The organism is Pseudomonas sp. AC242 (genome assembly GCF_979258655.1).
Genome location: NZ_OZ409873.1, coordinates 4,532,805 through 4,556,136 on the forward strand (window position 1 = coordinate 4,532,805; position 23,332 = coordinate 4,556,136).

The window sequence follows — 23,332 nt, forward strand, 5'->3', positions numbered from 1 at the left end:
GCCTTTGCTGAACACCAATCACCTTCATAGCCCTGATACATTCCATCAATCGGCCTGACGACGCAGGAAAGCCGGGATGTCCAGGTAGTCCAGATCATCTTGCGGATTCATCTTCGCGGCAGCCGCAGCACCGGCCTGAGCCTGGTTGCGCATGACGGTCGGACGGTCCAGATCACGGTAGTTCACCGCTGGCGCTTCCTGACGGGCCGCAGCCGGTTGTTGCACCTGGGCAGAAGCCATGGAGGTGTGAACGGTGTTGTCGATGACCTTTACAGGCTTCTCGATTTTCGCGCCCAGACCGGTGGCAACCACAGTCACGTGCAGTTCGTCGCGCATGTCCGGATCGATAACGGTACCGACCTTGACCATCGCGTGCTCGGAAGCGAAGGCTTCGATGATGCTACCCACGTCGGAGTACTCACCCAGGGACAGGTCAGGACCGGCGGTGATGTTCACCAGGATGCCGCGTGCGCCTTGCAGGTTCACGTCTTCCAGCAGCGGGTTGCGGATGGCCGCTTCAGTGGCTTCACGTGCACGGTTCGGACCGCTGGCGCAGCCAGTGCCCATCATCGCCATGCCCATTTCGCTCATTACGGTACGCACGTCGGCGAAGTCGACGTTGATCATGCCCGGACGCTTGATGATGTCGGAGATACCGCGAACGGCACCGGCCAGTACATCGTCAGCCTTGGCGAAAGCCGACAGCAAGCTGGCGTCTTTACCGAGGATGGTCAGCAGCTTCTCGTTAGGGATGGTGATCAACGAGTCGACGCTTTCCGAAAGCATGCGGATGCCTTCATCAGCGATCTGCATACGCTTGCGGCCTTCGAACGGGAACGGACGCGTTACGACAGCAACGGTCAGAATGCCCATTTCCTTGGCCACTTCGGCGATGATCGGCGCAGCACCGGTACCGGTACCGCCGCCCATGCCAGTGGTGATGAACACCATGTTGGTGCCCTGCAGGACTTCGGCAATGCGCTCACGGTCTTCGAGAGCGGCCTGACGACCTACTTCAGGGTTGGCGCCGGCGCCCAGACCTTTGGTCACGCCCGTGCCCAGTTGTAGAATGGTACGCGCGCCGATGTTTTTCAGCGCTTGAGCATCAGTGTTGGCGCAGATGAATTCAACGCCTTCGATGTTGCTCTTGACCATGTGATTGACAGCGTTGCCGCCGCCACCGCCAACACCGATAACTTTGATTACCGGGCTTGCGGGGATGTTGTCTACGAGTTCGAACATTTTCCCTCTCCTTACATTCTCTAGTTTTTTCGCCTACTGCATTTTTGTTGCGGTGTTGCGGTAAAGCTTTAGAAGTTGCCTTGAACCCACTTCTTCAATCGGTCCAGCAACGGCGCCTGTGGCTCTTCGTTGCTGTAGCTGTCGCGGCTGCCGATGCCGGAGAACGAAACCCCGTCGGACTGCTTTTGCAGGCCGTACATCAACAAACCAACGCCAGTGGAATAAATCGGGTTGCGCACCACGTCATCCAGACCTTTCACGCCATGCGGTACGCCGAGGCGGACCGGCATGTGGAAGATTTCTTCGGCCAGTTCAGTGGCGCCTTCCATCTTCGACGTACCGCCGGTGAGGACGATGCCGGCCGGGATCAGGTCTTCGTAGCCGCTGCGACGCAGCTCGGCCTGGATCAGGGTGAACAGTTCGTCGTAACGCGGCTCGACCACTTCGGCCAGGGCCTGACGCGACAGTTCGCGCGGTGGACGATCGCCAACACTCGGCACCTTGATGGTTTCACCGGCACCGGCCAGTTTGGCCAGGGCGCAGGCGTAGCGGATCTTGATCTCTTCGGCGTACTGGGTCGGGGTGCGCAACGCCATGGCGATGTCGTTGGTCACCTGATCACCGGCAATCGGGATCACTGCGGTGTGGCGGATCGCGCCTTCAGTAAAGATCGCGATGTCCGTGGTGCCGCCGCCGATGTCGACCAGGCACACGCCGAGTTCTTTCTCGTCGTCGGTCAGCACCGAGTAGGCCGAGGCCAGTTGCTCGAGAATAATGTCGTCGATTTCCAGACCGCAGCGGCGCACGCATTTTTCAATGTTCTGTGCGGCGTTGACGGCGCAGGTGACCACGTGAACCTTGGCTTCCAGACGCACGCCGGACATGCCCAGAGGTTCGCGTACGCCTTCCTGGTTATCGATCACGTAATCCTGCGGCAGGGTGTGCAGCACGCGCTGGTCAGCCGGGATCGCCACGGCCTGAGCGGCGTCGAGCACGCGCTCAAGGTCAGCCGAGCTGACTTCACGATCACGGATCGCGACGATGCCGTGGGAGTTCAGGCTGCGGATGTGATTGCCCGCCACGCCGACGAACGCCGAGTGAATGCGGCAGCCCGCCATCAGTTGGGCCTCTTCGATCGCGCGCTGGATCGATTGCACGGTGGACTCGATGTTGACCACCACGCCCTTCTTCAGGCCACGGGACGGATGGGTACCGATCCCGACGATTTCCAGCGAGCCGTCGTCGGAAACCTCGCCGACCAGCGCCACCACCTTGGAGGTGCCGATATCGAGACCGACGATCATTTTGCCGCTTTGCACGTTTGCCATGGGTCCTGCCTCTTCTTAATTCTTTGCGACAGCGGGTTGGGCTGTCGTCGGCGCTACAGGTTCCCGCCAGCCAACAGCGAGGCCGTTGGCGTAGCGCAGATCGATGCGCGCAATGTTCGTAATCTGGTCTTTAAGCGTCTTGTCATAGATGGCGATAAAGCGGCGCATCTTTTCCACCAGGTTGCCGCGTCCCAGCAACAACTCGATGCCCGGGCCGGAACTGCCGGCACCGGTGGTCAGGAACCAACTCCCGCGTTCACGCAATTCCAGGCGCGCAATCGAGAAGCCCAACGGCCGCAGCATCTGGCTCAGCACCTGATACTGCTGCATGACTTGCTGCTGAGCCCGTTGTGGGCCGAACAGCTGTGGCAGGTGTTCGTAATTCGCCAGCTCTTTTGGTGTAAACGCCTGGCCCTGGTTGTTCAGCAACGACTCGTCGCCCCAACGCGCCACCGGCAATTGTTCTTCGAGGCGGATCACCACCTGGTCCGGCCACACCCGACGGACTTCGGCGTGGGCGATCCACGGCATCTGCTCAAGCTCGGTGCGCATACCGGCCAGGTCGATGGTGAAGAAGCTCGACGCCACATACGGGGCGATCCGCTGCTGCACCGCTTGCTGGCTGATGTAGCTCAGGTCGCCCTGCACGGCGATCTTGGTGATCGGCCGGTCGGCGTACGGCAGCAAACGCGTCGCGCCTTCGTAAGTGCCAAAGCCCAGCACCACCAACAGCACCGGCCAGAACAGACTTTTCAGAAAGCTGAAATTGGCTTTCGGCAGGCGCGCGGACATCGGCTCTTTCGCCACCATTCGGCTGGCACCCCGTGGCACCGGCTTGCGGCCGGGTGCGGGAGGCTGATGTCGGAGCTGAGCGCCTTGCATCGTCTTAACCTCGAGCGTCTTCAACACTGGCGGCCAGAATGGCCAGAACCAGTTGCTGGAAATCCAGGCCAGCCGCACGCGCGGCCATCGGCACCAGACTGTGATCGGTCATGCCCGGTGCGGTGTTCACTTCCAGGAACCAGAACTGCCCGTCGGCGTCCTGCATCACGTCCGCCCTGCCCCAGCCGGCAATACCCAGCGCCTCACAGGCCTTGGCCGTGAGATCCATGAGTTCTTGCTCCTTGACGGCATCCAGCCCGCACGGAATGCGGTACTGGGTATCGTTGGCGATGTACTTGGCGTCGTAGTCGTAGAACGTGTGCGGTGTACCCAGGGCGATAGGAGGCAACACCTGGTCACGCAGGGTGGCGATGGTGAACTCCGGACCTTGAATCCATTGCTCAACCAAGACTTGCGAATCGTAGGTACTGGCCGCTTTCCATGCGTCGATCAACTCGGACGCAGAACTCACTTTGGCCATCCCGATACTTGAACCTTCATGCGCCGGTTTGACGATCAAAGGGAAGCCCAGTTCCGTCGCCGCCGAAATACAATCGGCTTCGCTGCACAGCACGGCGTGACGTGGCGTCGGAATCCCGAGGCTGTGCCAGACCTGCTTCGTGCGCAGTTTGTCCATCGCCAGTGCCGAGGCCAGAATGCCGCTGCCGGTGTACGGAATGCCCGCCACTTCGAGCAGGCCCTGCATGGAGCCGTCTTCACCGCCACGGCCGTGAAGAATGATGAAGGCGCGGTCGATCTTTTCGCTGAGCAGACGTTGCAGAATGTCGTCGCCAACGTCGATGCCGAACGCGTCCACGCCAGCACTTTGCAGCGCTTCAAGTACGGCGTTACCGGATTTCAGCGAAACCTCACGCTCGGCACTCAGCCCGCCGAAGAGCACGGCGACGCGGCCGAAGTCTTTTGGCGCGATGGTGGAGAACAGGTTGGCGTAGGCAGCAGTCATTTCAACTTCCCCTCGACCGACGCCGCCACGGCGCCAGCGAACAATTCACTTTTCAACAGCTTCGGCGCGAGACCGCCGATATCACCGGCGCCCTGGCACAGCAGGATGTCGCCGGCACGCAGCAGCGGCTTGACCAGCGGCGCCAGATCGACGCCACGCTCGATGTAGATCGGGTCGAGCTGACCGCGCTGGCGGATGCTGTTGCACAGCTTGCGGCTGTCGGCGCCCGGGATCGGCTCTTCGCCGGCCGGATAAACTTCCATCAGCAGCAGCACGTTGGCGTCGGCCAGTACATTGACGAAGTCGTCGTACAGGTCGCGGGTGCGGCTGTAACGGTGCGGCTGATACACCATCACCAGACGGCGCTCCGGCCAGCCACCGCGCACGGCTTTGATCACCGCGGCGACTTCGGTCGGGTGGTGACCGTAGTCGTCGACCAGCATCACGTTGCCGCCGTCCACCGGCAGTTCGCCGTAGACCTGGAAGCGTCGACCCACGCCCTGGAAGCCAGAGAGGCCCTGAACGATGGCTTCATCGCTGACGCCTTCGTCGGTGGCGATGCAGATGGTCGCCAGCGAGTTGAGGACGTTGTGGTTGCCGGGCATGTTCACCGACACGTCCAGCGGCTCGCGATCCGGGCGCAGCACGGTGAAGAACGTCTGCATGCCTTGCTGGCGAATATTGATCGCGCGCACGTCAGCGTCTTCGCTGAAGCCGTAGGTCACGGTCGGACGTTTCACCAGCGGCAGGATTTCGCGCACCACCGGATCGTCCAGGCACATCACTGCCAAGCCGTAGAACGGCAGGTTGTGCAGGAACTCGACGAAGGTTTTCTTCAGTTTGTTGAAGTCACCGTCGTAGGTCGCCATGTGGTCGGCGTCGATGTTGGTGACCACGGCCACCAGCGGTTGCAGATGCAGAAAACTCGCATCGCTTTCATCGGCTTCGGCGATCAGGTAACGGCTGGTGCCGAGCTGGGCATTGGTGCCCGCGGCATTCAGACGACCACCGATGACGAACGTCGGGTCCAGACCACCCGCGGCGAACACCGAAGCGATCAGGCTGGTGGTGGTGGTTTTGCCGTGCGTACCGGCGACAGCGATGCCGTGGCGATAGCGCATCAGCTCGGCAAGCATCTCGGCACGCGGTACAACCGGAATGCGACGCTCAAGCGCAGTAGCGACTTCCGGGTTCGAGGTATTTACCGCGCTAGACACCACCAGCACATCGGCGGTCGCAGCGTTCTCGGCACGGTGGCCAATGAAAATCTGCGCGCCGAACGATTCCAGACGCTCGGTCACCGGCGAAGCTTTCAGGTCGGAACCGGACACTTGGTAGCCCAGGTTCAACAACACTTCGGCAATACCGCACATGCCCACGCCGCCGATGCCGACGAAGTGGATGCGACGGATGCGGCGCATTTCCGGTTGCGGCATGGCTTTCTGATTCTCAACCATGGGCCACCTCCAGACAGGTATCGACCACGCTACGGGTGGCATCGGGTTTCGCCAGACGGCGGGCCGCTTGGGCCATATCTTCGAGTCGTTGCGGTTGCATCAAGACCTCTGTCAGGCGCGCGGCAAGGTCCGCGGCACCAGTCGTTCTTTGCGGCATCAGGAAGGCAGCGCCTTCGCGGGCCAAATAATCGGCGTTGCGGGTCTGGTGATCGTCGATCGCGTGGGGCAAAGGCACCAGCATCGAGGGCAGACCGGCGGCAGCCAGCTCACTGATGGTCAACGCGCCTGCACGGCACACCACCAGGTCAGCCCAGCCATAGGCCTGGGCCATGTCTTTGATGAACGGCTGCACCTGCGCTTCCACGCCGGCGGCGCGGTAACGCTCTGCAGTCACTTCATCGTGGTTTTTGCCGGCCTGATGAAACACTTCCGGGCGCAAATCGGCAGCGACTTGGGCCAGGGCTTCAGGCAGCAACTTGTTCAACGGCTCTGCACCCAGGCTTCCGCCGAGGATCAGCAAACGCGCTTTGCGACCGGCCAGGGCAGGTCGCGATGTATCGAGGAACAGCTCGCTGCGCACCGGGTTTCCGGTGGTACGGCGGGTGTCCGACAGAGTAAAGGTGTCGGGGAACGCTTCACACACCCGGGCGGCGAACGGCACCAGCAACCGATTGGCGGTGCCGGCCACGGCGTTCTGCTCGTGAACGATCACCGGCACACCGGCCAGTTTCGCGGCGAGGCCACCGGGACCGGTCACATAACCACCGAAGCCGACCACACACACCGGCTTCAAGCGACGAATGATTGCCCGCGCCTGCCACACCGATTTGAGCAGCATGAACGGCGCCTTGAGCAGCGACAGCTTGCCCTTGCCGCGCAGGCCGGTAGCGTTGATGCGGTGCAGTTCAAGACCTGCGGCCGGCACCAGTTCGTTCTCGATGCCGCGTGGCGTGCCGAGCCAGTGCACGGTGTAGCCGCGCGCCTGAAACTCGCGGGCACAGGCCAGCGCCGGGAATACGTGGCCGCCGGTGCCGCCGGCCATGATCAATACGTTAGCGCCCATGATTCGGCTCCTCGGCAAAGTCGCTCTCATGGAATTCCATCTCTTCACTGCCCAGATGGGTTCGACTCTCCCACTCGATCCTCAGCAACAAGCCAAGGCAGGCACAGCAGATCACCAACGAACTGCCGCCATAACTGAGGAACGGCAAGGTCAGGCCCTTGGTTGGCAGCAGGCCGACGTTCACACCGATGTTGATCAGGAACTGACCAATCCACAGGAACGACAGACCGTAAGCCACATACGCGGCAAAGAACTGTTTGGCTTTCTCCGCCCACAAGCCGATGTACATGCCGCGAATACACACGAACACGAACAGCGCGACGGTGCACAGCGAACCCACGGCGCCGAGCTCTTCAGCCAGTACCGAGAACACGAAGTCAGTGTGCGCTTCCGGCAGGTAGAACTGCTTCTGCACGCTGTTGCCCAGACCGACGCCCAGCCATTCACCGCGACCGAACGCGATCAACGCTTGCGACAACTGATAGCCGGCGCCGAACTGGTCAGCCCACGGGTCGGCGAAGTTGGTCAGACGCGCCATACGATATGGCTGCATCTGAATCAGCAAGACCACGGCCCCGACCGCCAACACCACCATCAGCGAGAAGCGGAACAGTCCGACCCCGCCGAGGAACAGCATGGCCGCCGCAGCACCCATCATTACTACGGTGGCCCCGAAGTCCGGTTCCATCAGCAACAGACCGGCCATCGGCAGCAGCACGATGAACGGCTTGAAGAAGCCCATCCAGCTTTCACGCACCTCTTTCTGGCGACGCACCAGATAACCGGCGAGGTAGATCACCACGAACACTTTGGCGATCTCGGACGGCTGCACGTTGAAGAAGCTGAAACCGATCCAGCGCATCGAACCGTTCACTTCGCGACCGATGCCGGGAATGATCACCATCACCAGCAAGCCAAACGCACCGATCAGCATCAGCCAGCCGAGACGTTGCCAGGTGGCGATCGGAATCATCATGGTGACGATGCACGCGCCCAGACCCAGCACCACATAAATAAGGTGGCGAATCATGTAATACAGCGGACTGCCCGACTGCGCGGCTGCCACTTCGGTGGACGCCGAGGCGATCATGATCAAACCGAGACCGAGCAGCGCCAGGCAACCGGCGAGCATCGGGAAATCGAGGTCGATACCGCGCCCGGTGATGATCGGCGACGGATACGGTTTGATGATATTGCGCAGGCTCATGCCAGATCCTCCACAGCGCGGACGAACTGGTGACCACGGTCTTCGTAATTCTTGAACATGTCGAAACTGGCACAGGCCGGCGACAGCAGCACGACGTCACCCGGCCGGGCGGCGGCGCGGCATTGCGCAACGGCGTCGACCAGCGAGGTCGCGCGAATCAGCGGCACGGCATCACCGATTGCCGCACCGATCTTGTCGGAGTCGCGGCCCATCAGGATCACGGCGCGGCAGTTGGCCGCGACCGGATCACGCAGATCGTTGAATTCGGCGCCCTTGCCATCGCCACCGGCGATCAGGATGACCTTACCGTTGATGTCCGTGCCGAGGCCTTCGATGGCCGCCAGTGCGGCGCCAACGTTGGTCGCTTTGGAATCGTTGTAATACGCCACGCCATCGAGATCACGCACCCACTGGCAGCGATGTTCGAGGCCGGCGAAGGTGCGCAGCGCCGAGAGCATGGCGTCGAACGGCAAGCCCACGGCGTGACCGAGCGCCAGCGCCGCGAGGGCGTTGGACTGGTTGTGTGCACCGCGAATCTTCAATTCACGCACTGGCATCAGATTCTGGAATTCGAAGGCCAGGTACTTCTCGCCATCTTCTTCGCGGATACCGAATGCCTTGAAATCCGGTTTGCTCAGACCGAAGGTCCAGCACGGCTGGCCCTCACCCATCAACGGACGAGTCAGCGCATCCTGACGGTTGACCACGAACTGCTTGGCACCACGGAAAATCCGGTGCTTGGCCAAGTGGTACGCCGGTAGACCGCTGTAGCGATCCATGTGGTCTTCGCTGATGTTCAGCACGGTGGCCACTTCAGCGTTGAGCTGGTCGGTGGTTTCCAGTTGGAAGCTCGACAGCTCCATGACGTACAGCTCGACGTCGTCGCTGAGCAGATCCAGCGCCGGGGTGCCGAGGTTGCCGCCGACGGCGACGCGTTTGCCGGCCGCAGCCGCCATCTCGCCGACCAGGGTGGTGACGGTGCTTTTCGCGTTGGAACCGCTGATGGCCACGATCGGCGCCCGCGCGTTACGCGCGAACAGCTCGATGTCGCCGGACAGTTTCACGCCACGGGCCGCAGCGGCTTGCAGGGCCGGGGTCGCCAGTGCCAGGCCGGGGCTCACGTAGAGCTCGTCGGCACGGCAGAGGAATTCGACGTCCAGCTCGCCACAACGCACTTCCACGTGCGGATAGTCACGCTTGAGCGTGGCCAGTTCCGGTGGATTTTCCCGCGTATCGGCGACGGCAAACGACGTGCCCCGGTTCGCCAGAAAGCGAACCAGGGACATGCCGCTCTTGCCGAGGCCGACAACGATGCGGAAGTGGTCAGAAGCGATCAGAGACACTCGTTCTACCTCAGCTTCAGGGTGGCAAGGCCGATCAGCACGAGAATCACGGTGATGATCCAGAAACGGACGATCACGCGCGGCTCGGGCCAGCCCTTGAGTTCAAAATGGTGGTGGATCGGTGCCATGCGGAACACACGGCGACCGGTCAGCTTAAAGGACGCAACCTGAATGACGACTGACAGGGTTTCCATCACGAACACGCCGCCCATGATGAACAGGACGATTTCCTGACGGACGATCACCGCGATGGTGCCCAGCGCCGCGCCGAGTGCCAGGGCACCGACGTCGCCCATGAACACTTGCGCCGGATAGGTGTTGAACCACAGGAAGCCGAGACCGGCACCGATCAGCGCGCCGCAGAACACGATCAGTTCGCCCGCGCCCGGCACGTAAGGGATCAACAGGTATTCAGCAAATTTCACGTTACCCGACAGGTAGCAGAAGATGCCGAGGCCACCACCGACCATTACGGTTGGCATGATTGCCAAGCCATCGAGGCCGTCAGTCAGGTTGACCGCGTTGCTCGAGCCGACGATCACAAAGTAGGTCAGCACGATGAAACCGAGGCCCAGCGGAATGCTGTAGTCCTTGAGCATCGGCAGAATCAGCGTGGTTTCCACCGGGGTGGACGCAGTCATATAAAGGAAGATCGCCGCGCCGAGGCCAAACACCGACTGCCAGAAATACTTCCAGCGGCTCGGCAGACCACGCGAGTTCTTCTCGATGACTTTGCGGTAATCGTCGACCCAGCCGATGGCGCCGAACAACAGAGTCACCAACAAAACAGTCCAGACGTAGCGGTTGCTCAGGTCAGCCCAAAGCAGAGTGCTGACGCCGATCGAAGACAGAATCAGTGCGCCGCCCATGGTCGGTGTACCCGACTTGGACAGGTGCGATTGCGGGCCATCATTACGAACGGACTGACCGATCTGACGGTTCTGCAAAGTGCGGATCATCCACGGGCCATAGCACAGCGACAAAACCAGCGCGGTCAGCACACCGAGAATCCCGCGCAGGGTCAGGTACTGAAAGACCGCGAAGCCTTTGTAGAACTGTTGCAGATACTCCGCTAGCAGCAGCAGCATTAATGTTTCTCCAGACTGGACCCGCACAGAGCCGCAACGATGTTTTCCATCGCTGCACTGCGCGAACCCTTGATCAAAATGGTGGTGTTTGTGTCCTGCTCGGCGTCGAGGGCCTGAATCAGTTCGGCTTGCGTGCCGAAGTGATGCGCCTGTTCACCGAAAGCGTTTACGGCGTGAACCATGTTTGGCCCGACGGCATAAAGCGCGGAAACCTTGCCCCGGGCGTACTCGCCCACGTCGCGGTGCCCCTGCTCCGCCCAATCGCCCAACTCGCCGATATCTCCGAGCACCAGGACGGTGCGGCCGGAAAAGCCGGCGAGTATATCAACGGCCGCGCACATCGAGGTGGGGTTTGCGTTGTAAGTGTCATCGATCACGCGCATACCGTTTTTCGCCAGTTGCGCGACGGTGCGACCCTTGACCGGTTGCACGGCGCCAAGCCCGGTGGCGATGCCGAACAGCGACACGCCCAGGGCGTGAGCGGCAGCGGCGGCGGCCATGGAGTTGGCGACGTTATGCGTGCCGAGCAGGTTCAGTTGAACGCGCTCGACACCTTCAGGTGTGTGCAGATTGAAGGCCGGGCAACCACGGGCATCGGTGCTCAGATCGCTGGCGTAAAAGTCCGCGTGCGTGTTGCTCAAGGCAAAAGTCAGCACTTTGCGCGCGCCCGCACGGGTCTTCCAGATACCGAAAGCCTTGTCATCGAGGTTGAGCACGGCGACGCCATCGGCCGCCAGCCCGTCGATGATTTCGCCTTTGGCTTCGACGATTTTTTCCGGCCCGCCGAACTCACCAACATGCGCGGTGCCGGCATTGTTGAGGATCGCCACGTGCGGCTTGGTCAGGCCAACGGTGTAAGCGATTTCGCCCAGACGCGAGGCGCCCAGTTCAATGACGGCCGAAGTGTGTTCCGGGGCCAGTTCGAGCAGGGTCAGCGGCGCGCCGAGGTCGTTGTTCAGATTGCCACGGGTCGCCAGTACCGGACCGCGGGTGCGCAGGATGCTCGCGAGCATTTCCTTGACCGTGGTCTTGCCGCTGGAACCGGTGATCGCTGCGACTGGCTGAGTGAACGCGGCACGGTTCAGCGCGCCCAACTGGCCGAGGGCCTGACGGGTGTCTTTGACCAGCAGTTGCGGCAAGGTGCTGTCGGCGACTTCACGCTCGACCAGCGCAGCAACGGCGCCTTTGCCAGCGACATCGTTCAAATAGTCATGACCGTCGAATCGCGGGCCGGTCAACGCAATAAACAGTTGGCCTGGCTGGATCGCACGGCTGTCGATGCTGACGCCGTCGAAACTGGCATCAGCAGCGATCAAACGTGCATCGAGTGCGTTGGTCAGTTCGCTGAGTTTCAAGGCCTTAAGCATGGGCCACCTCCCACGCCGTCAGGGCGTGATCAGCCTCGACCAGATCGGAGAAAGCGTGGCGCTCGCCGTTGATTTCCTGATAGTCCTCGTGACCTTTACCGGCCAGAACAATCACGTCATCGGCCGAAGCGCCGGCAATCAGTTGCGCAATCGCCTGACCACGGCCGGCGACAAAGGTGACTTTATCCACAGCCGTGAAACCGGCGCGGATGTCATCGAAAATCACTGCTGGATCTTCAGTACGCGGGTTGTCGTCGGTGACCAGCACCTGATCGGCCAGACGCTCGACCACTTCAGCCATCAACGGACGCTTGCCGCGATCACGGTCACCGCCGCAGCCGAACAGGCACAGCAGTTGACCTTTGACGTGCGGGCGCAATGCAGTGAGGACTTTTTCCAGCGCATCCGGGGTGTGGGCGTAATCGACCACCACCAAAGGCTGCGTACCGCCACCCAGACGCTGCATGCGCCCGGCCGGGCCTTCAAGCTTCGGCAGTACTTTGAGAATTTCGTCGAGCGCGTAATCCAGACCGAGCAAGGCACCGACCGCAGCCAGTACGTTACTCAGGTTGAAGCGACCGAGCAGCGTGCTGCGCAGATGATGTTCGCCCTGCGGCGTGACCAGCGTGGCGCGCACGCCATGGTCGTCGAACTGCGCTTCGCGGCAATACAGGTAAGCGCTGCTGTCGAGCAGGCTGTAGGTGATCAGGCGCGATTCGCATTTTTCAGCGGCCAGTTGCCGGCCGAAATCGTCGTCGAGGTTGACCACGCGGCACTTCAGATCATTCCAGGCGAACAGCTTGGCCTTGGCCTCGGCGTACGCCTGCATGGTGCCGTGATAGTCCAGGTGGTCGCGGGACAGGTTGGTCATCACCGCGACGTCGAACGCCAGCGCAGTGACGCGGCCCTGATCCAGACCGTGGGACGACACTTCCATGGCCACGGCTTTGGCGCCGGCCTTTTTCAGGTCGCCCAAAGTCGCCTGTACGGCAATCGGATTCGGGGTGGTGTGCAAACCGCTTTGCAGTGCGCCATAGAAGCCGGAACCCAAGGTCCCGACGATACCGCAATGCTGGCCGAGCAGATCCAATGCCTGCGCGACCAATTGGGTCACGCTGGTCTTGCCGTTGGTGCCGGTCACGCCAATCAGGTTCAGGTGATGGCTTGGCTCGCCGTAAAAACGCCCGGCAATGTCCGACAGCTGCGCTGCCAGGCCTTTGACCGGAATCAGCGGCACGTCGGTGATCGGCAGCACGGTGGCGCCTTCCACTTCATACGCCACCGCTGCCGCGCCACGTTGCAGGGCATCGGCAATGTGCGCACGACCATCGAATTTGCCGCCGGGCACGGCAAGGAACAAATCGCCCGCGCGTACGTTGCGGCTGTCCAGCGCCAATTCACGGATCAACAGATCGTGGCCGGCGTGGGGGAATATCTTGTTCAGACTTAATGACATCAGCCGCGCCCTCCATTGGCTTTCAGCGGAACGACCGGGGTGGCGTTGGCTTGTTGCGTCGTCGGCAGGTTGTCCGGTGTTACGTTCATCAGACGCAGGGTGCCGGACATCACACGGCTGAACACCGGCGCGGAAACCAGACCACCGAAGTAACCGGCCTTGGACGGTTCATCGATCACGACAACGATGGCGTAACGCGGATCGCTCATCGGACCGAAACCGGCGAACAGCGAACGGTAAGAGTTTTCCGCATAGCCCTTGGTACCGACCGAGGTCTTACGCGCAGTACCCGACTTGCCCGCCACGTGATACGCCGGCACCTGCGCACGGAACACGCCGCGCGGCGCTTCGATCACCTGAGTGAGCATGCCTTGCAGGGTTTTCGCCACGGCTTCCGGCAGCACTTGCGTGGTCTGCGGTGGCTTGTCGGTTTTGATCAGGGTCAGCGGCGCGAGACGACCGTTGTTGGCCAGCGCCGAGAACGCGTGGACGAGTTGAATCGCGGTCACGGAAATACCGTAGCCGTAAGACAAGGTTGCGGTTTCAGCCTTACGCCAATCGCGGTAGTTCGGCAGGTTGCCGACACGTTCGCCCGGGAAGCCAAGGCCGGTGTCCTGGCCTAGGCCTACTTTCTGCGCGAGGCGGAAAATCGTTTCACCGCCGATATCGAACGCGACCTTACTCATGCCGACGTTACTGGAATTGATCAGGATGCCGGTCAGGTCGAGCACCGGACCTTCGCTCTTGGAGACGTCCTTGATCGTGTACTTGCCGATCTGCAGGGAGCCCGGATACACCTCAACGGTGTCGCTCGGTTTCCAGCGGCCGGTTTCGATTGCGGCAGCCATCGAGATGGCTTTCATGGTCGAACCCGGTTCGAACACGTCGATCATCGCGCGGTTACGCATCATCGCCGGTTGCAGGTTGCGGCGGTTGTTCGGGTTGTAGGTCGGCTGGTTGACCATGGCCAGAATCTCGCCGGTCTTGACGTCCATGATCACCAGGCTGCCGGCCTTGGCGCCGTTCTCGATGATCGCGTTGCGCAGCTCGCGGTTGGCCAGATATTGCAGGCGCAGGTCAATGGACAACGCCAAGGGCTTGCCGGCCTTGGCGTTTTTGGTGACCTGGACATCCTTGATCAGCCGACCGCGCCGATCCTTGATGACCTGTCGTTTGCCCGGCACCCCGGCGAGCCATTCGTCATAGGCCAGTTCGACACCTTCACGACCGTGGTCATCGATGTCAGTAAAACCGACCATATGTGCGGTGACTTCGCCGGCCGGATAGAACCGGCGGAATTCTTCGATGCCATAAACGCCCGGCACTTTCAGATCGAGCACAGCCTGGCCCTGCTCGGGGGTCAGCCCGCGCACCAGATAAATGAATTCTTTGTTGGCCTGGGCTTCGAGGCGTTCGGTCAGGGCTTTCGGATCCTGACCCAGCGCGGCGGCGAGTGCCGGCCACTTCTCTTTCGCCGTTTGCATTTCCTTGGCGTTGGCCCACAGCGTGGTCACCGGGGTACTCACGGCCAAAGGCTCGCCGTTACGGTCGGTGATCAGACCACGGTGAGCCGGAATCGGAATGTGACGCAGGCTGCGCGCATCGCCCTGACCTTTGAGGAAGTCACGGTCAACCACTTGCAGGTCGATGATGCGCCAGCAGATCGCCGCGACCATGATGCCAAGCAGCGCCACCATCAGGCGGAAGCGCCATGGGAACAGTGCGCCTTCGAGTTTCATCATGGCGCCACCATCTTCACGTCAGCCGCGCCGGGGATGTGCATTTTCAATTGTTCGGTGGCCAGCACTTCGATGCGGCTGTGCGCGGTCCAGGTGCTCTGTTCAAGAATCAGACGGCCCCACTCGGCCTGCGCCTTGTCGCGCACGCTGAGTTCGTTGTAAAGGGTGTTGAGCAACTGCCGGTTCCAGTGCGCGCTGTACGACACGGCGATGGCCGACACGAGCACGCCGATAAACAGCAGCAGCATCAGAAAGCTGCCGCCGGGCAGTGGCTTGGCGAAAAGCTTGCTCACCGCAGCTTCTCCGCGACGCGCATGACGGCGCTACGGGAACGTGGGTTGGCTTTGAGTTCGGCGTCGGAGGCCGTCTGCGCTTTGCCATGGACTTTGATTTTCGGTTCGAACGCGACATGGCGAACCGGCAGGTTGCGCGGCAGGTTGTCGGCTTCGCCTTTCACCAGCTTGCGCATGAACAGTTTGACGATGCGGTCTTCCAGCGAGTGGAAGCTGATCACGACCAGACGGCCGCCAACTTCCAGAGCGTCCAGTGCGGCTTCGAGGCCGGCTTCCAGATCACCCAGTTCGTTGTTGACGTGAATGCGCAAACCCTGGAATGCACGGGTGGCCGGGTTCTTGCCCTTTTCCCACGCCGGGTTGGCGACTTTCAACACTTCAGCCAGATCGGCGGTGCGCTCGAACGGCTTGATATCGCGACGTTCGGCGACCGCGCGAGCCATGCGACCGGAGAATCGCTCTTCGCCGTATTCCTTGAATACCCGGGCGATTTCCTCAGCCGGCGCGGTGTTGACAAACTCGGCAGCGCTGATGCCACGGGACGGGTCCATGCGCATGTCGAGCGGGCCGTCGTTGAGGAAACTGAAGCCGCGCTCGGCGTCGTCGAGCTGCGGCGAAGACACGCCGAGGTCGAGCAGAATACCGCTGACCTTGCCGCTCAGACCCTGTTCGGCAACCACCGAACCGAGCTCGGCAAAGCTGCGCTGCACAACGACAAAGCGGCCGTCTTCGGCCGCTAGCGTTTGCCCGGTGGCAATCGCTTGTGGATCTTTGTCGAATCCGATGAGCCGACCGTCCGTGCCGAGCTGGCTGAGGATCAGCCGGCTGTGGCCGCCGCGCCCGAACGTGCCGTCCAGATAGCAGCCATCAGGACGTACGGCGAGAGCCTCGACGGCTTCGTCAAGCAGTACGGTGATGTGGTTAAAGCCGCTATCAATAGTCACAGGATCAAATCACGCAGTTCATCAGGCATCGCGCCCGGTTGTTGAATGGCAGCAAGGTCAGCGGCAGATACCGCGTTCCATGCATCCTCGTCCCACAATTGGAACTTGTTCAGTTGGCCTACCAGCATCGCGCGCTTATCCAATTTGGCGTATTCGCGCAGACGCGGTGGAACCAGAAAACGACCACTGCCATCGAGCTCGAGGTCGACGGCGTTGCCAATCAATAAACGCTGCAAGCGACGGTTCTCTTCGCGAAGCGAAGGGAGTGCGCGCAACTTGGTTTCAATAATTTCCCACTCGTCGAGCGGATAGACACACAGACACGGATCAACGGCATCAATGGTCACGATCAATTGGCCGGAACTGCGCGAATCGAGCTCGTCACGGTACCGGCTCGGCATAGCGAGACGGCCCTTTGCGTCGAGACTGATAGCGTTAGCTCCGCGAAACACGTCTGCGTTTCTCCAATTTTTATCGTTTTGAGCTCAAAAAACCCACTTCATGCCACTTTCCGCCACTTGCGCACACTATAGGAATGCGCCCACCACACCGTCAAGGCGCGGATTAAAGGAAAACCCTTACAGAACGGAGATTTAGGAGCATAAAAGGAGGAGTAACGACAATCTGGCGCAGACTTTTGACCCATAACCTGATGCAGCACTGATAGCTGCGCTCGAAAGTTAAAGTAATTTGTTAAGAGTAAGATTTTTTCGGTATTACAAAAGCGCTTCTGCTGTTGATTGAAGCAAGGTGGGAAATGGCTATTACTGCGTTTGCCGCTGCCGAACTTTCAGCCCAGGCCTGCTGATATTACACAGCCCTGTTGCCATTGATTCAAGCAGGGAAAGAAAAAGGTGGAGAGTCGATCTGTAAGCCGGGTTCTGTCTTGAACAGTCATTCGTCTACGATGGCCATCACTGGACATCTTTAGCAACCTACCCGGTCCCAGCGCGGGCCACGCCTTGGGACCCTATTTGGTCTTGCTCCAAGTGGGGTTTACCTAGCCACGAACTGTTGCCAGACGTGCGGTGCGCTCTTACCGCACCTTTTCACCCTTACCGGCGCCGAAGCGCTTAGGCGGTTATTTTCTGTGGCACTTTCCGTAGGCTCACGCCTCCCAGGCATTACCTGGCACTTCGCCCTATGGAGCCCGGACTTTCCTCCCCCTAATTTTCATAGAGGGCAGCGACTGTCCGATCGACTCTCCGCCGCGAAGGTTAACGGCAGAGCGCCTGAAGAACAAGCGCTAAAAGCCTCAAGACCGCTATGGGCGACGGCTTACACGCCTTTCTGTTTATCCAGCGCGACCTGATACAGGACGTTTTTACGTTCACCGGTGATCTGCGCTGCCAACGCGGCGGCACGCTTGAGCGGCATTTCTTCGAGGAGCAGATCGAGGATGCGCATCGCCTCGCTACTCACGGCGTCTTCAGACTCCGGCGCGGTCCAGCCAGCCACCAACACCACGCATTCGCCGCGTTGCTGATTGTTGTCGGATTCGACGAACGCACGCAACTCAGCCAATGGCAGACCTTTTAGCGTTTCAAAGGTTTTGGTGATTTCACGGGCGAGCAATGCCTGACGCTCTCCACCAAACACTGCTTCCATATCCTGCAGACATTCAAGAATGCGGTGCGGAGCTTCGTAAAAGATCAGCGTGCGCGGCTCTTCTTTAACGGCTTCCAGTCGCGCCTTGCGCCCGACCGACTTGGCCGGCAGAAAACCTTCAAAGATAAAACGATCGGATGGCAGCCCCGCCGCCGACAACGCGGCGATAAGCGCACAAGCACCCGGCACCGGCACCACATTGATTCCGGCTGCGCGAGCCTGACGCACCAAATGATAACCCGGATCGGAAATCAGCGGCGTCCCGGCATCGGAAATCAGCGCGACGTTATCACCGGCCAGCAAGCGGGTAATAAAGCGGCTACCTTCATCTCGTTCATTGTGTTCGTGACACGCAGCCAGCGGCGTGCCGATCCCGAAGTGCTGCATGAGGCGCGCCGAGTGACGGGTGTCCTCGGCGGCGATCAAGGCGACTTCACGGAGGATCTTCAATGCCCGGGCGCTGATGTCGTCCAGGTTGCCGATGGGCGTCGCCACCACATAAAGCGAGCCAGCAGCGGAATTCAGGGAACCTGGAGCAGTCAAAGCGCACACCTCGTGATCGGTAAAAGCGGCCATTGTAGCGCGACACGAGGCTTGCGACGCGCCTCGACCCACCATGGTTTTGCGCGCAGTTGTGCGCCGCCGCAACATTTACTCCAGCTAAATCGTCCGATTCACGCCAGTAACATCGCGCCCCGGCCAGTGCTTGGGTACAATTCGACGCTAATTTGATCGAGTATCAGGAACACTTACATGATCGCTTGCCTGCGGCTGTTCACTGCCCTCTGCCTCGCTGCCCTGTTGGCGGCTTGCGCCAGCTCCCCTTCCTCCAGCCTTGGCGAACTTCCACGGACCCCGGATGCCAGCATCGAGCAACTGCTCGAACAGGCTAGCCAGGCGAAAACCCCGGAAAAAGCCGCCCTGCTGCGCCTGAGTGCTGCGGACCTGGCTTACCGTCAGGGTAACGCCGGCCAGTCTGCGCAGATCCTGCAACAAGTGCCGATGGAGCAACTGAAGCCAGGCCAGCAGATTTTCGCCAGCACGCTGAATGCTGAACTGGCCATGACCCGCAATCAGCCGAAAGCCGCGCTGACGGCCCTGAGCCATCCAAGCCTGCAACACTTGGGCGAGATGCCTGAAGAGCAGCAAGTACGCACCGGCACCGTGCATGCCCGCGCCCTTGAAGCCGATGGCCAGACACTCGCCGCCGCCCGCGAGCGCGTGTTTATCGCTCCGATGCTGCAAGGCGAAGCCGCGAGCAAGAACCACGAAGCGATCTGGACCCTGATTGGTTCGCTGCCGACCGACCAACTGCAACCGAACAGCACCGACGATCTCGGCGGCTGGATGGGCCTGGCCATGGCGGTGAAATCCGCAGGCACCCTGGAACAGCAGCAAGCCGCGATCGACACCTGGCGCGCGCAGAATCCAAAACACCCGGCCGCAATCAACCTGCCGCTGCCGCTGACCAAACTCAAGGAACTGGCCAGCCAGCCGCTGAGCAAAATCGCCCTGCTGCTGCCACAGGACGGTCAATTGGCCGCCGTCGGCAAGGCACTGCGTGAAGGCTTCATGGCCGCGCACTACCAGGCTCAACAGGCCGGGCAAAAGCCGCCAGCGATCGAGTTCTACGACAGCTCGAAGCTGACCTCGATGGACGAGTTCTACCGCAAGGCTCAGGCTGATGGCGTGCAATTGGTTGTCGGCCCGCTGGAAAAACCACTGGTCAAACAGCTGAGCACCCGTCCGCAACTGCCGATCACCACCCTCGCCCTGAACTATAGCGAAGGCGATCAAGGCCCGGCGCAGCTGTTCCAGTTTGGTCTGGCCGCTGAAGACGAAGCCCGCGAAGTCTCGCGCCGCGCCCGTGCCGATGGCCTGCACCGCGCCGCCATCATGGTGCCGAAAGGCGAATGGGGCGACCGCGTACTGCGTGCGTTCAGCCAGGACTGGCAGGCTAACGGCGGCAGCATCGTAGCCACCGAACGCGTTGATCAGCCGGTGCAACTGGCTCAGCAGATCGCTGACATGTTCCAGCTGCGTCAGAGCGAAGCTCGCGCCAAGAGCCTGCAAAATGCCGCCGGCACTAACGTCGCCGCGCAGCCGTCGCGTCGTCAGGACATCGAGTTCATCTTCCTTGCTGCCACGCCACAACAGGCGCAGCAGATCAAGCCGACCCTGAATTTCCAGTACGCCGGTGACGTTCCGGTTTACGCGACCTCGCACGTTTACAGCGCCAGTGGCGACGTCAACCAGTACAACGACATGAACGGCATTCGCTTCTGCGAAACCCCATGGCTGCTGGACAGCAGTGACCCATTGCGTCAGCAAGTGGTTGCGCAGTGGCCGCAAGCCGCCGGCAGCCTCGGCCGCCTGTACGCGATGGGTGTCGATGCCTATCGCTTGGCTCCGCGCCTGGGGCAACTCAAAGCGCTGCCGGACAGCCGCATCGACGGTGAGTCGGGCAGCCTCGGCATGACCCAGACCCAACGGGTCGTGCGTCAATTGCCTTGGGCACAGTTCGTCAGCGGCCAGGTGCAGCGCCTGCCGGACACCCCGCGCTGATGCCCGACAGGTCACGCTCGCAAAGCGGTAAGGATGCCGAGCGCCAGGCGCTCGAGCATCTGCAACAACACGGTCTGCGCCTGCTGGCGCAGAACTGGTTATGCAAACGCGGCGAGCTTGATCTGGTCATGCTTGATGGCGATACAGTAGTATTTGTTGAAGTTCGCTACAGAAAAAACACTCAATGGGGTGGCGCGCTCGCTAGCATCGATGGGCGCAAGCAGCAGAAACTGATTTTCGCTGCACAGTATTTTCTTCAGCGCGAGTCGCGTTGGGCCAATTCCCCTTGCCGCTTCGACGTGGTGGCTATCGACAGCCATCCGGATCAGCTGAACTGGTTGCAGAATGCTTTCGACAGTTGATCGCAGGCGTTGCGACCCGGACAATCCCACCGACAAATTTTGCTCTTTGCTTTGCGGGCTGCACATTCATGTGCCGGACAGCCGCGCTACTTAAGGTCACACAGATGGACATGCAATCCCGAATTCGCCAGCTTTTCCAGGCCAGTATCGACACCAAGCAACAGGCGATGGACGTACTTGCACCGCACATCGAGCAAGCCAGCCAGATCATGGTCAACGCCCTGCTCAACGAAGGCAAAATGCTTTCATGCGGCAATGGCGGCTCAGCCGGCGATGCCCAGCACTTCTCCTCCGAGTTGCTCAACCGCTTCGAGCGCGAGCGTCCGAGCCTGCCAGCTATCGCCCTGACCACCGATACCTCGACGATCACTTCGATCGCCAATGACTACAGCTACAACGAAGTGTTCTCCAAACAGATCCGCGCGCTCGGTCAGCCAGGCGATGTCCTGCTGGCTATTTCGACCAGCGGCAACTCGGCGAACATTATTCAAGCGATCCAGGCCGCACATGATCGCGAAATGATTGTCGTAGCTATGACCGGACGCGATGGCGGCGGCATGGCGTCACTGCTGCTGCCCGAAGACGTCGAGATTCGCGTACCGGCCAATGTCACCGCACGTATTCAAGAAGTCCACTTGCTGGCGATCCATTGCCTTTGCGATCTGATCGACAGCCAACTGTTCGGGAGTGAAGAATGACCCCTAATCGCCTTGGCCTTCTGGCCTTGACCCTGTGCCTCGGCATCAGCGGCTGCACCTCGGTGGTGAACGCCAGCCGTGAAGCACCGATCGACGACGACCGTGGCACGCGCACCTTCGGTAGCAAGATCGACGACTCGTTGATCGAAACCAAAGTCGGTGTGAACGTGGCCAAGGCCGACCCGGCCCTGGACAACGATTCGCACATCGTCGTCACCAGTTTCAACGGTGTTGTCTTGCTGGCCGGTCAAACCCCTCGCGCAGACTTGAAAGCCAAGGCTGAGCAGGCAGCAGCCGCCGTGCAACGGGTAAAAACCGTTCACAACGAACTGCAGGTCATACCGCCGTCCGGCTTCCTGGCTCGTCAGAATGACACTTGGTTGACCTCCAAGATCAAGACCCAGATGCTCACCGACGCCAGCATCCCTGGCTCGCGCATCAAGGTCGTGACCGAGAACGGTATTGTCTATCTGCTGGGCCTGCTGACCAAACAGGAAGCCACCCAGGCGACCAATCTGGTTCAGGGCGTTTCCGGCGTGCAGAAGATCGTCAAACTCTTCGAATACATCGACTGATAGCTGAAACGCGCACACAAAAAAGGCGATCCATCCGGATCGCCTTTTTTATTACTTCACCACTTTCAGGCTTGGCCGGCCGCTAGGGCGCGGCGGCTCGCTGTCCGGTGGTGGCAAGTCGTCATCCGACTCGATCTCTTCCTCGTCATCCATCGGCGACTCGAGATCGAACACCATGCCCTGACCGTTCTCCCGGGCGTAGATCCCCAGGATCGCGCTGATCGGCACGTACAAGCTGTGCGGGACACCACCGAAGCGACCTTCGAAGGTCACCACGTCGTTGTCCATGTGCAGATGACGCACGGCACTTGGCGAGATGTTCAAGACAATCTGCCCGTCACTGGCGAAACCCTGCGGCACCTGCACCGCCGGGTATTCGGAATTGACCAGCATGTGCGGGGTGCAATCGTTATCAACAATCCACTCGTAGAGCGCGCGGACCAGATAAGGTCGACTGGAGTTCATAGCGGCTCCTTAAGCCTTAGCGCATATCGCGTTCGACACCAGACAGACTCGCCTGGAAAGCCTCACGCGCAAACGAGCGCTCCATATAATCAAGCAGCGGCTTGGCTGGCCGCGGCAGTTCAATACCCAGAATCGGCAAACGCCAGAGTATTGGCAATAGGCAGCAATCCACCAGACTTTGTTCCTCACTGAGGAAAAACGGCTTGTCGGCAAACAGCGGCGACACGCCCGTCAGGCTTTCACGCAATTCCTTGCGCGCCACGACACGCGCGGCCTCCTTGGACTTGGGATCCAGAATCAGATCCACCAGACCACACCAGTCGCGCTGAATACGATGAATCAGCAGGCGGCTGTTGGCACGCGCCACCGGGTAAACCGGCATCAACGGCGGGTGCGGGTAACGCTCATCCAGATATTCCATCACCACGGTCGACTCCCACAACGCCAGGTCACGATCGACCAGCGTCGGCAGACTGCCGTAAGGGTTTACCTCAATCAGTTTAGGCGGCTGGCGACCAGCTTCCACATAAATGATCTCGGCGCTGACACCCTTCTCTGCAAGCACAATGCGCACTCGGTGGGAATAGTGGTCGGCGGGGTCGGAGTAACAGGCCAACCGATTGGTCACGCCCATGGCGATCCTCCTCGCTTGTTGAATTTGTCGGAACCGGAAAAACGCGCGCGCC

22 protein-coding genes and 1 other RNA gene are annotated in these 23,332 nt (G+C 60.7%); 4 read left to right on the forward strand and 19 right to left on the reverse strand.

Annotated elements, in window-relative coordinates; all coding sequences use genetic code 11:
* Positions 1-45: 45 nt before the first annotated feature.
* The 17 genes from ftsZ to rsmI form a co-directional block, all read right to left on the reverse strand.
* Positions 46-1,242 (reverse strand): cell division protein FtsZ, encoded by a 1,197-nt coding sequence (gene ftsZ / locus ACZZ0A_RS20240; protein ID WP_007916986.1) that lies wholly within the window; start codon positions 1,240-1,242, stop codon positions 46-48.
* Positions 1,243-1,310: 68 nt separating this feature from the next.
* Entirely contained in the window at positions 1,311-2,570 is a 1,260-nt protein-coding gene (ftsA, locus tag ACZZ0A_RS20245) for a cell division protein FtsA (RefSeq protein ID WP_007916987.1), read from the reverse strand.
* A 15-nt stretch (positions 2,571-2,585) separates the two neighbouring features.
* Complete coding sequence (locus ACZZ0A_RS20250; RefSeq protein ID WP_007916989.1) at positions 2,586-3,452, reverse strand: cell division protein FtsQ/DivIB; 867 nt, start codon at positions 3,450-3,452, stop codon at positions 2,586-2,588.
* 4 nt (positions 3,453-3,456) lie between these two features.
* On the reverse strand, positions 3,457-4,416 hold the full coding sequence (locus tag ACZZ0A_RS20255; protein ID WP_007916991.1) for a D-alanine--D-alanine ligase: 960 nt from the start codon (positions 4,414-4,416) through the stop codon (positions 3,457-3,459).
* Positions 4,413-5,873 (reverse strand): UDP-N-acetylmuramate--L-alanine ligase, encoded by a 1,461-nt coding sequence (gene murC, locus ACZZ0A_RS20260; RefSeq protein ID WP_007916992.1) that lies wholly within the window; start codon positions 5,871-5,873, stop codon positions 4,413-4,415. The genes ACZZ0A_RS20255 and murC overlap by 4 nt, the downstream gene beginning before the upstream one ends.
* Complete coding sequence (gene murG / locus ACZZ0A_RS20265; protein ID WP_007916994.1) at positions 5,866-6,936, reverse strand: undecaprenyldiphospho-muramoylpentapeptide beta-N-acetylglucosaminyltransferase; 1,071 nt, start codon at positions 6,934-6,936, stop codon at positions 5,866-5,868. The genes murC and murG overlap by 8 nt, the downstream gene beginning before the upstream one ends.
* Positions 6,926-8,143: a putative lipid II flippase FtsW gene (gene ftsW / locus ACZZ0A_RS20270; RefSeq protein ID WP_007916996.1), complete on the reverse strand. Its 1,218-nt coding sequence runs from the start codon at positions 8,141-8,143 to the stop codon at positions 6,926-6,928. The genes murG and ftsW overlap by 11 nt, the downstream gene beginning before the upstream one ends.
* Positions 8,140-9,486: a UDP-N-acetylmuramoyl-L-alanine--D-glutamate ligase gene (murD, locus tag ACZZ0A_RS20275; protein ID WP_007916998.1), complete on the reverse strand. Its 1,347-nt coding sequence runs from the start codon at positions 9,484-9,486 to the stop codon at positions 8,140-8,142. Before murD ends, ftsW begins: the two co-directional genes overlap by 4 nt.
* Positions 9,487-9,491: 5 nt before the next feature.
* Positions 9,492-10,574, reverse strand: a complete 1,083-nt coding sequence (mraY, locus tag ACZZ0A_RS20280) for a phospho-N-acetylmuramoyl-pentapeptide-transferase (RefSeq protein WP_007917000.1) — start codon at positions 10,572-10,574, stop codon at positions 9,492-9,494.
* A complete protein-coding gene (locus ACZZ0A_RS20285) occupies positions 10,574-11,941 on the reverse strand; it encodes a UDP-N-acetylmuramoyl-tripeptide--D-alanyl-D-alanine ligase (RefSeq protein ID WP_007917002.1) in 1,368 nt (455 codons plus the stop codon). Before ACZZ0A_RS20285 ends, mraY begins: the two co-directional genes overlap by 1 nt.
* Positions 11,934-13,397: a UDP-N-acetylmuramoyl-L-alanyl-D-glutamate--2,6-diaminopimelate ligase gene (locus tag ACZZ0A_RS20290; RefSeq protein ID WP_463543659.1), complete on the reverse strand. Its 1,464-nt coding sequence runs from the start codon at positions 13,395-13,397 to the stop codon at positions 11,934-11,936. Before ACZZ0A_RS20290 ends, ACZZ0A_RS20285 begins: the two co-directional genes overlap by 8 nt.
* A complete protein-coding gene (locus tag ACZZ0A_RS20295; RefSeq protein WP_174245137.1) occupies positions 13,397-15,136 on the reverse strand; it encodes a peptidoglycan D,D-transpeptidase FtsI family protein in 1,740 nt (579 codons plus the stop codon). Before ACZZ0A_RS20295 ends, ACZZ0A_RS20290 begins: the two co-directional genes overlap by 1 nt.
* Positions 15,136-15,429, reverse strand: coding sequence for a cell division protein FtsL (gene ftsL / locus ACZZ0A_RS20300; RefSeq protein ID WP_007917008.1), 294 nt, complete (start codon positions 15,427-15,429; stop codon positions 15,136-15,138). The genes ACZZ0A_RS20295 and ftsL overlap by 1 nt, the downstream gene beginning before the upstream one ends.
* Complete coding sequence (gene rsmH, locus ACZZ0A_RS20305) at positions 15,426-16,373, reverse strand: 16S rRNA (cytosine(1402)-N(4))-methyltransferase RsmH (RefSeq protein ID WP_007917010.1); 948 nt, start codon at positions 16,371-16,373, stop codon at positions 15,426-15,428. The genes ftsL and rsmH overlap by 4 nt, the downstream gene beginning before the upstream one ends.
* The gene (gene mraZ / locus ACZZ0A_RS20310) at positions 16,370-16,825 is read right to left on the reverse strand and encodes a division/cell wall cluster transcriptional repressor MraZ (protein ID WP_007917012.1); all 456 of its coding nucleotides are present in this window, start codon (positions 16,823-16,825) and stop codon (positions 16,370-16,372) included. Before mraZ ends, rsmH begins: the two co-directional genes overlap by 4 nt.
* A 402-nt stretch (positions 16,826-17,227) precedes the next feature.
* Positions 17,228-17,578, reverse strand: an RNA gene (gene rnpB, locus ACZZ0A_RS20315) — RNase P RNA component class A.
* Positions 17,579-17,651: 73 nt separating this feature from the next.
* On the reverse strand, positions 17,652-18,557 hold the full coding sequence (gene rsmI / locus ACZZ0A_RS20320; protein WP_463543660.1) for a 16S rRNA (cytidine(1402)-2'-O)-methyltransferase: 906 nt from the start codon (positions 18,555-18,557) through the stop codon (positions 17,652-17,654).
* 177 nt (positions 18,558-18,734) lie between these two features.
* On the opposite strand from rsmI, the gene ACZZ0A_RS20325 reads away from it, so the two are divergent.
* The 4 genes from ACZZ0A_RS20325 (at position 18,735) to ACZZ0A_RS20340 (ending at position 22,181) form a co-directional block, all read left to right on the forward strand.
* Complete coding sequence (locus tag ACZZ0A_RS20325) at positions 18,735-20,546, forward strand: penicillin-binding protein activator (protein ID WP_007917016.1); 1,812 nt, start codon at positions 18,735-18,737, stop codon at positions 20,544-20,546.
* On the forward strand, positions 20,546-20,908 hold the full coding sequence (locus tag ACZZ0A_RS20330; protein ID WP_007917019.1) for a YraN family protein: 363 nt from the start codon (positions 20,546-20,548) through the stop codon (positions 20,906-20,908). Before ACZZ0A_RS20325 ends, ACZZ0A_RS20330 begins: the two co-directional genes overlap by 1 nt.
* A gap of 104 nt (positions 20,909-21,012) precedes the next feature.
* Complete coding sequence (locus ACZZ0A_RS20335) at positions 21,013-21,606, forward strand: phosphoheptose isomerase (RefSeq protein ID WP_007917022.1); 594 nt, start codon at positions 21,013-21,015, stop codon at positions 21,604-21,606.
* Complete coding sequence (locus tag ACZZ0A_RS20340) at positions 21,603-22,181, forward strand: BON domain-containing protein (RefSeq protein WP_007917023.1); 579 nt, start codon at positions 21,603-21,605, stop codon at positions 22,179-22,181. The genes ACZZ0A_RS20335 and ACZZ0A_RS20340 overlap by 4 nt, the downstream gene beginning before the upstream one ends.
* Before the next feature lie 51 nt (positions 22,182-22,232).
* Here ACZZ0A_RS20340 and ACZZ0A_RS20345 read toward each other — a convergent pair whose 3' ends face one another.
* Positions 22,233-22,646 (reverse strand): ClpXP protease specificity-enhancing factor, encoded by a 414-nt coding sequence (locus ACZZ0A_RS20345; RefSeq protein WP_007917024.1) that lies wholly within the window; start codon positions 22,644-22,646, stop codon positions 22,233-22,235.
* A gap of 16 nt (positions 22,647-22,662) precedes the next feature.
* The gene (locus ACZZ0A_RS20350; protein ID WP_007917025.1) at positions 22,663-23,280 is read right to left on the reverse strand and encodes a glutathione S-transferase N-terminal domain-containing protein; all 618 of its coding nucleotides are present in this window, start codon (positions 23,278-23,280) and stop codon (positions 22,663-22,665) included.
* Positions 23,281-23,332: the final 52 nt, after the last annotated feature.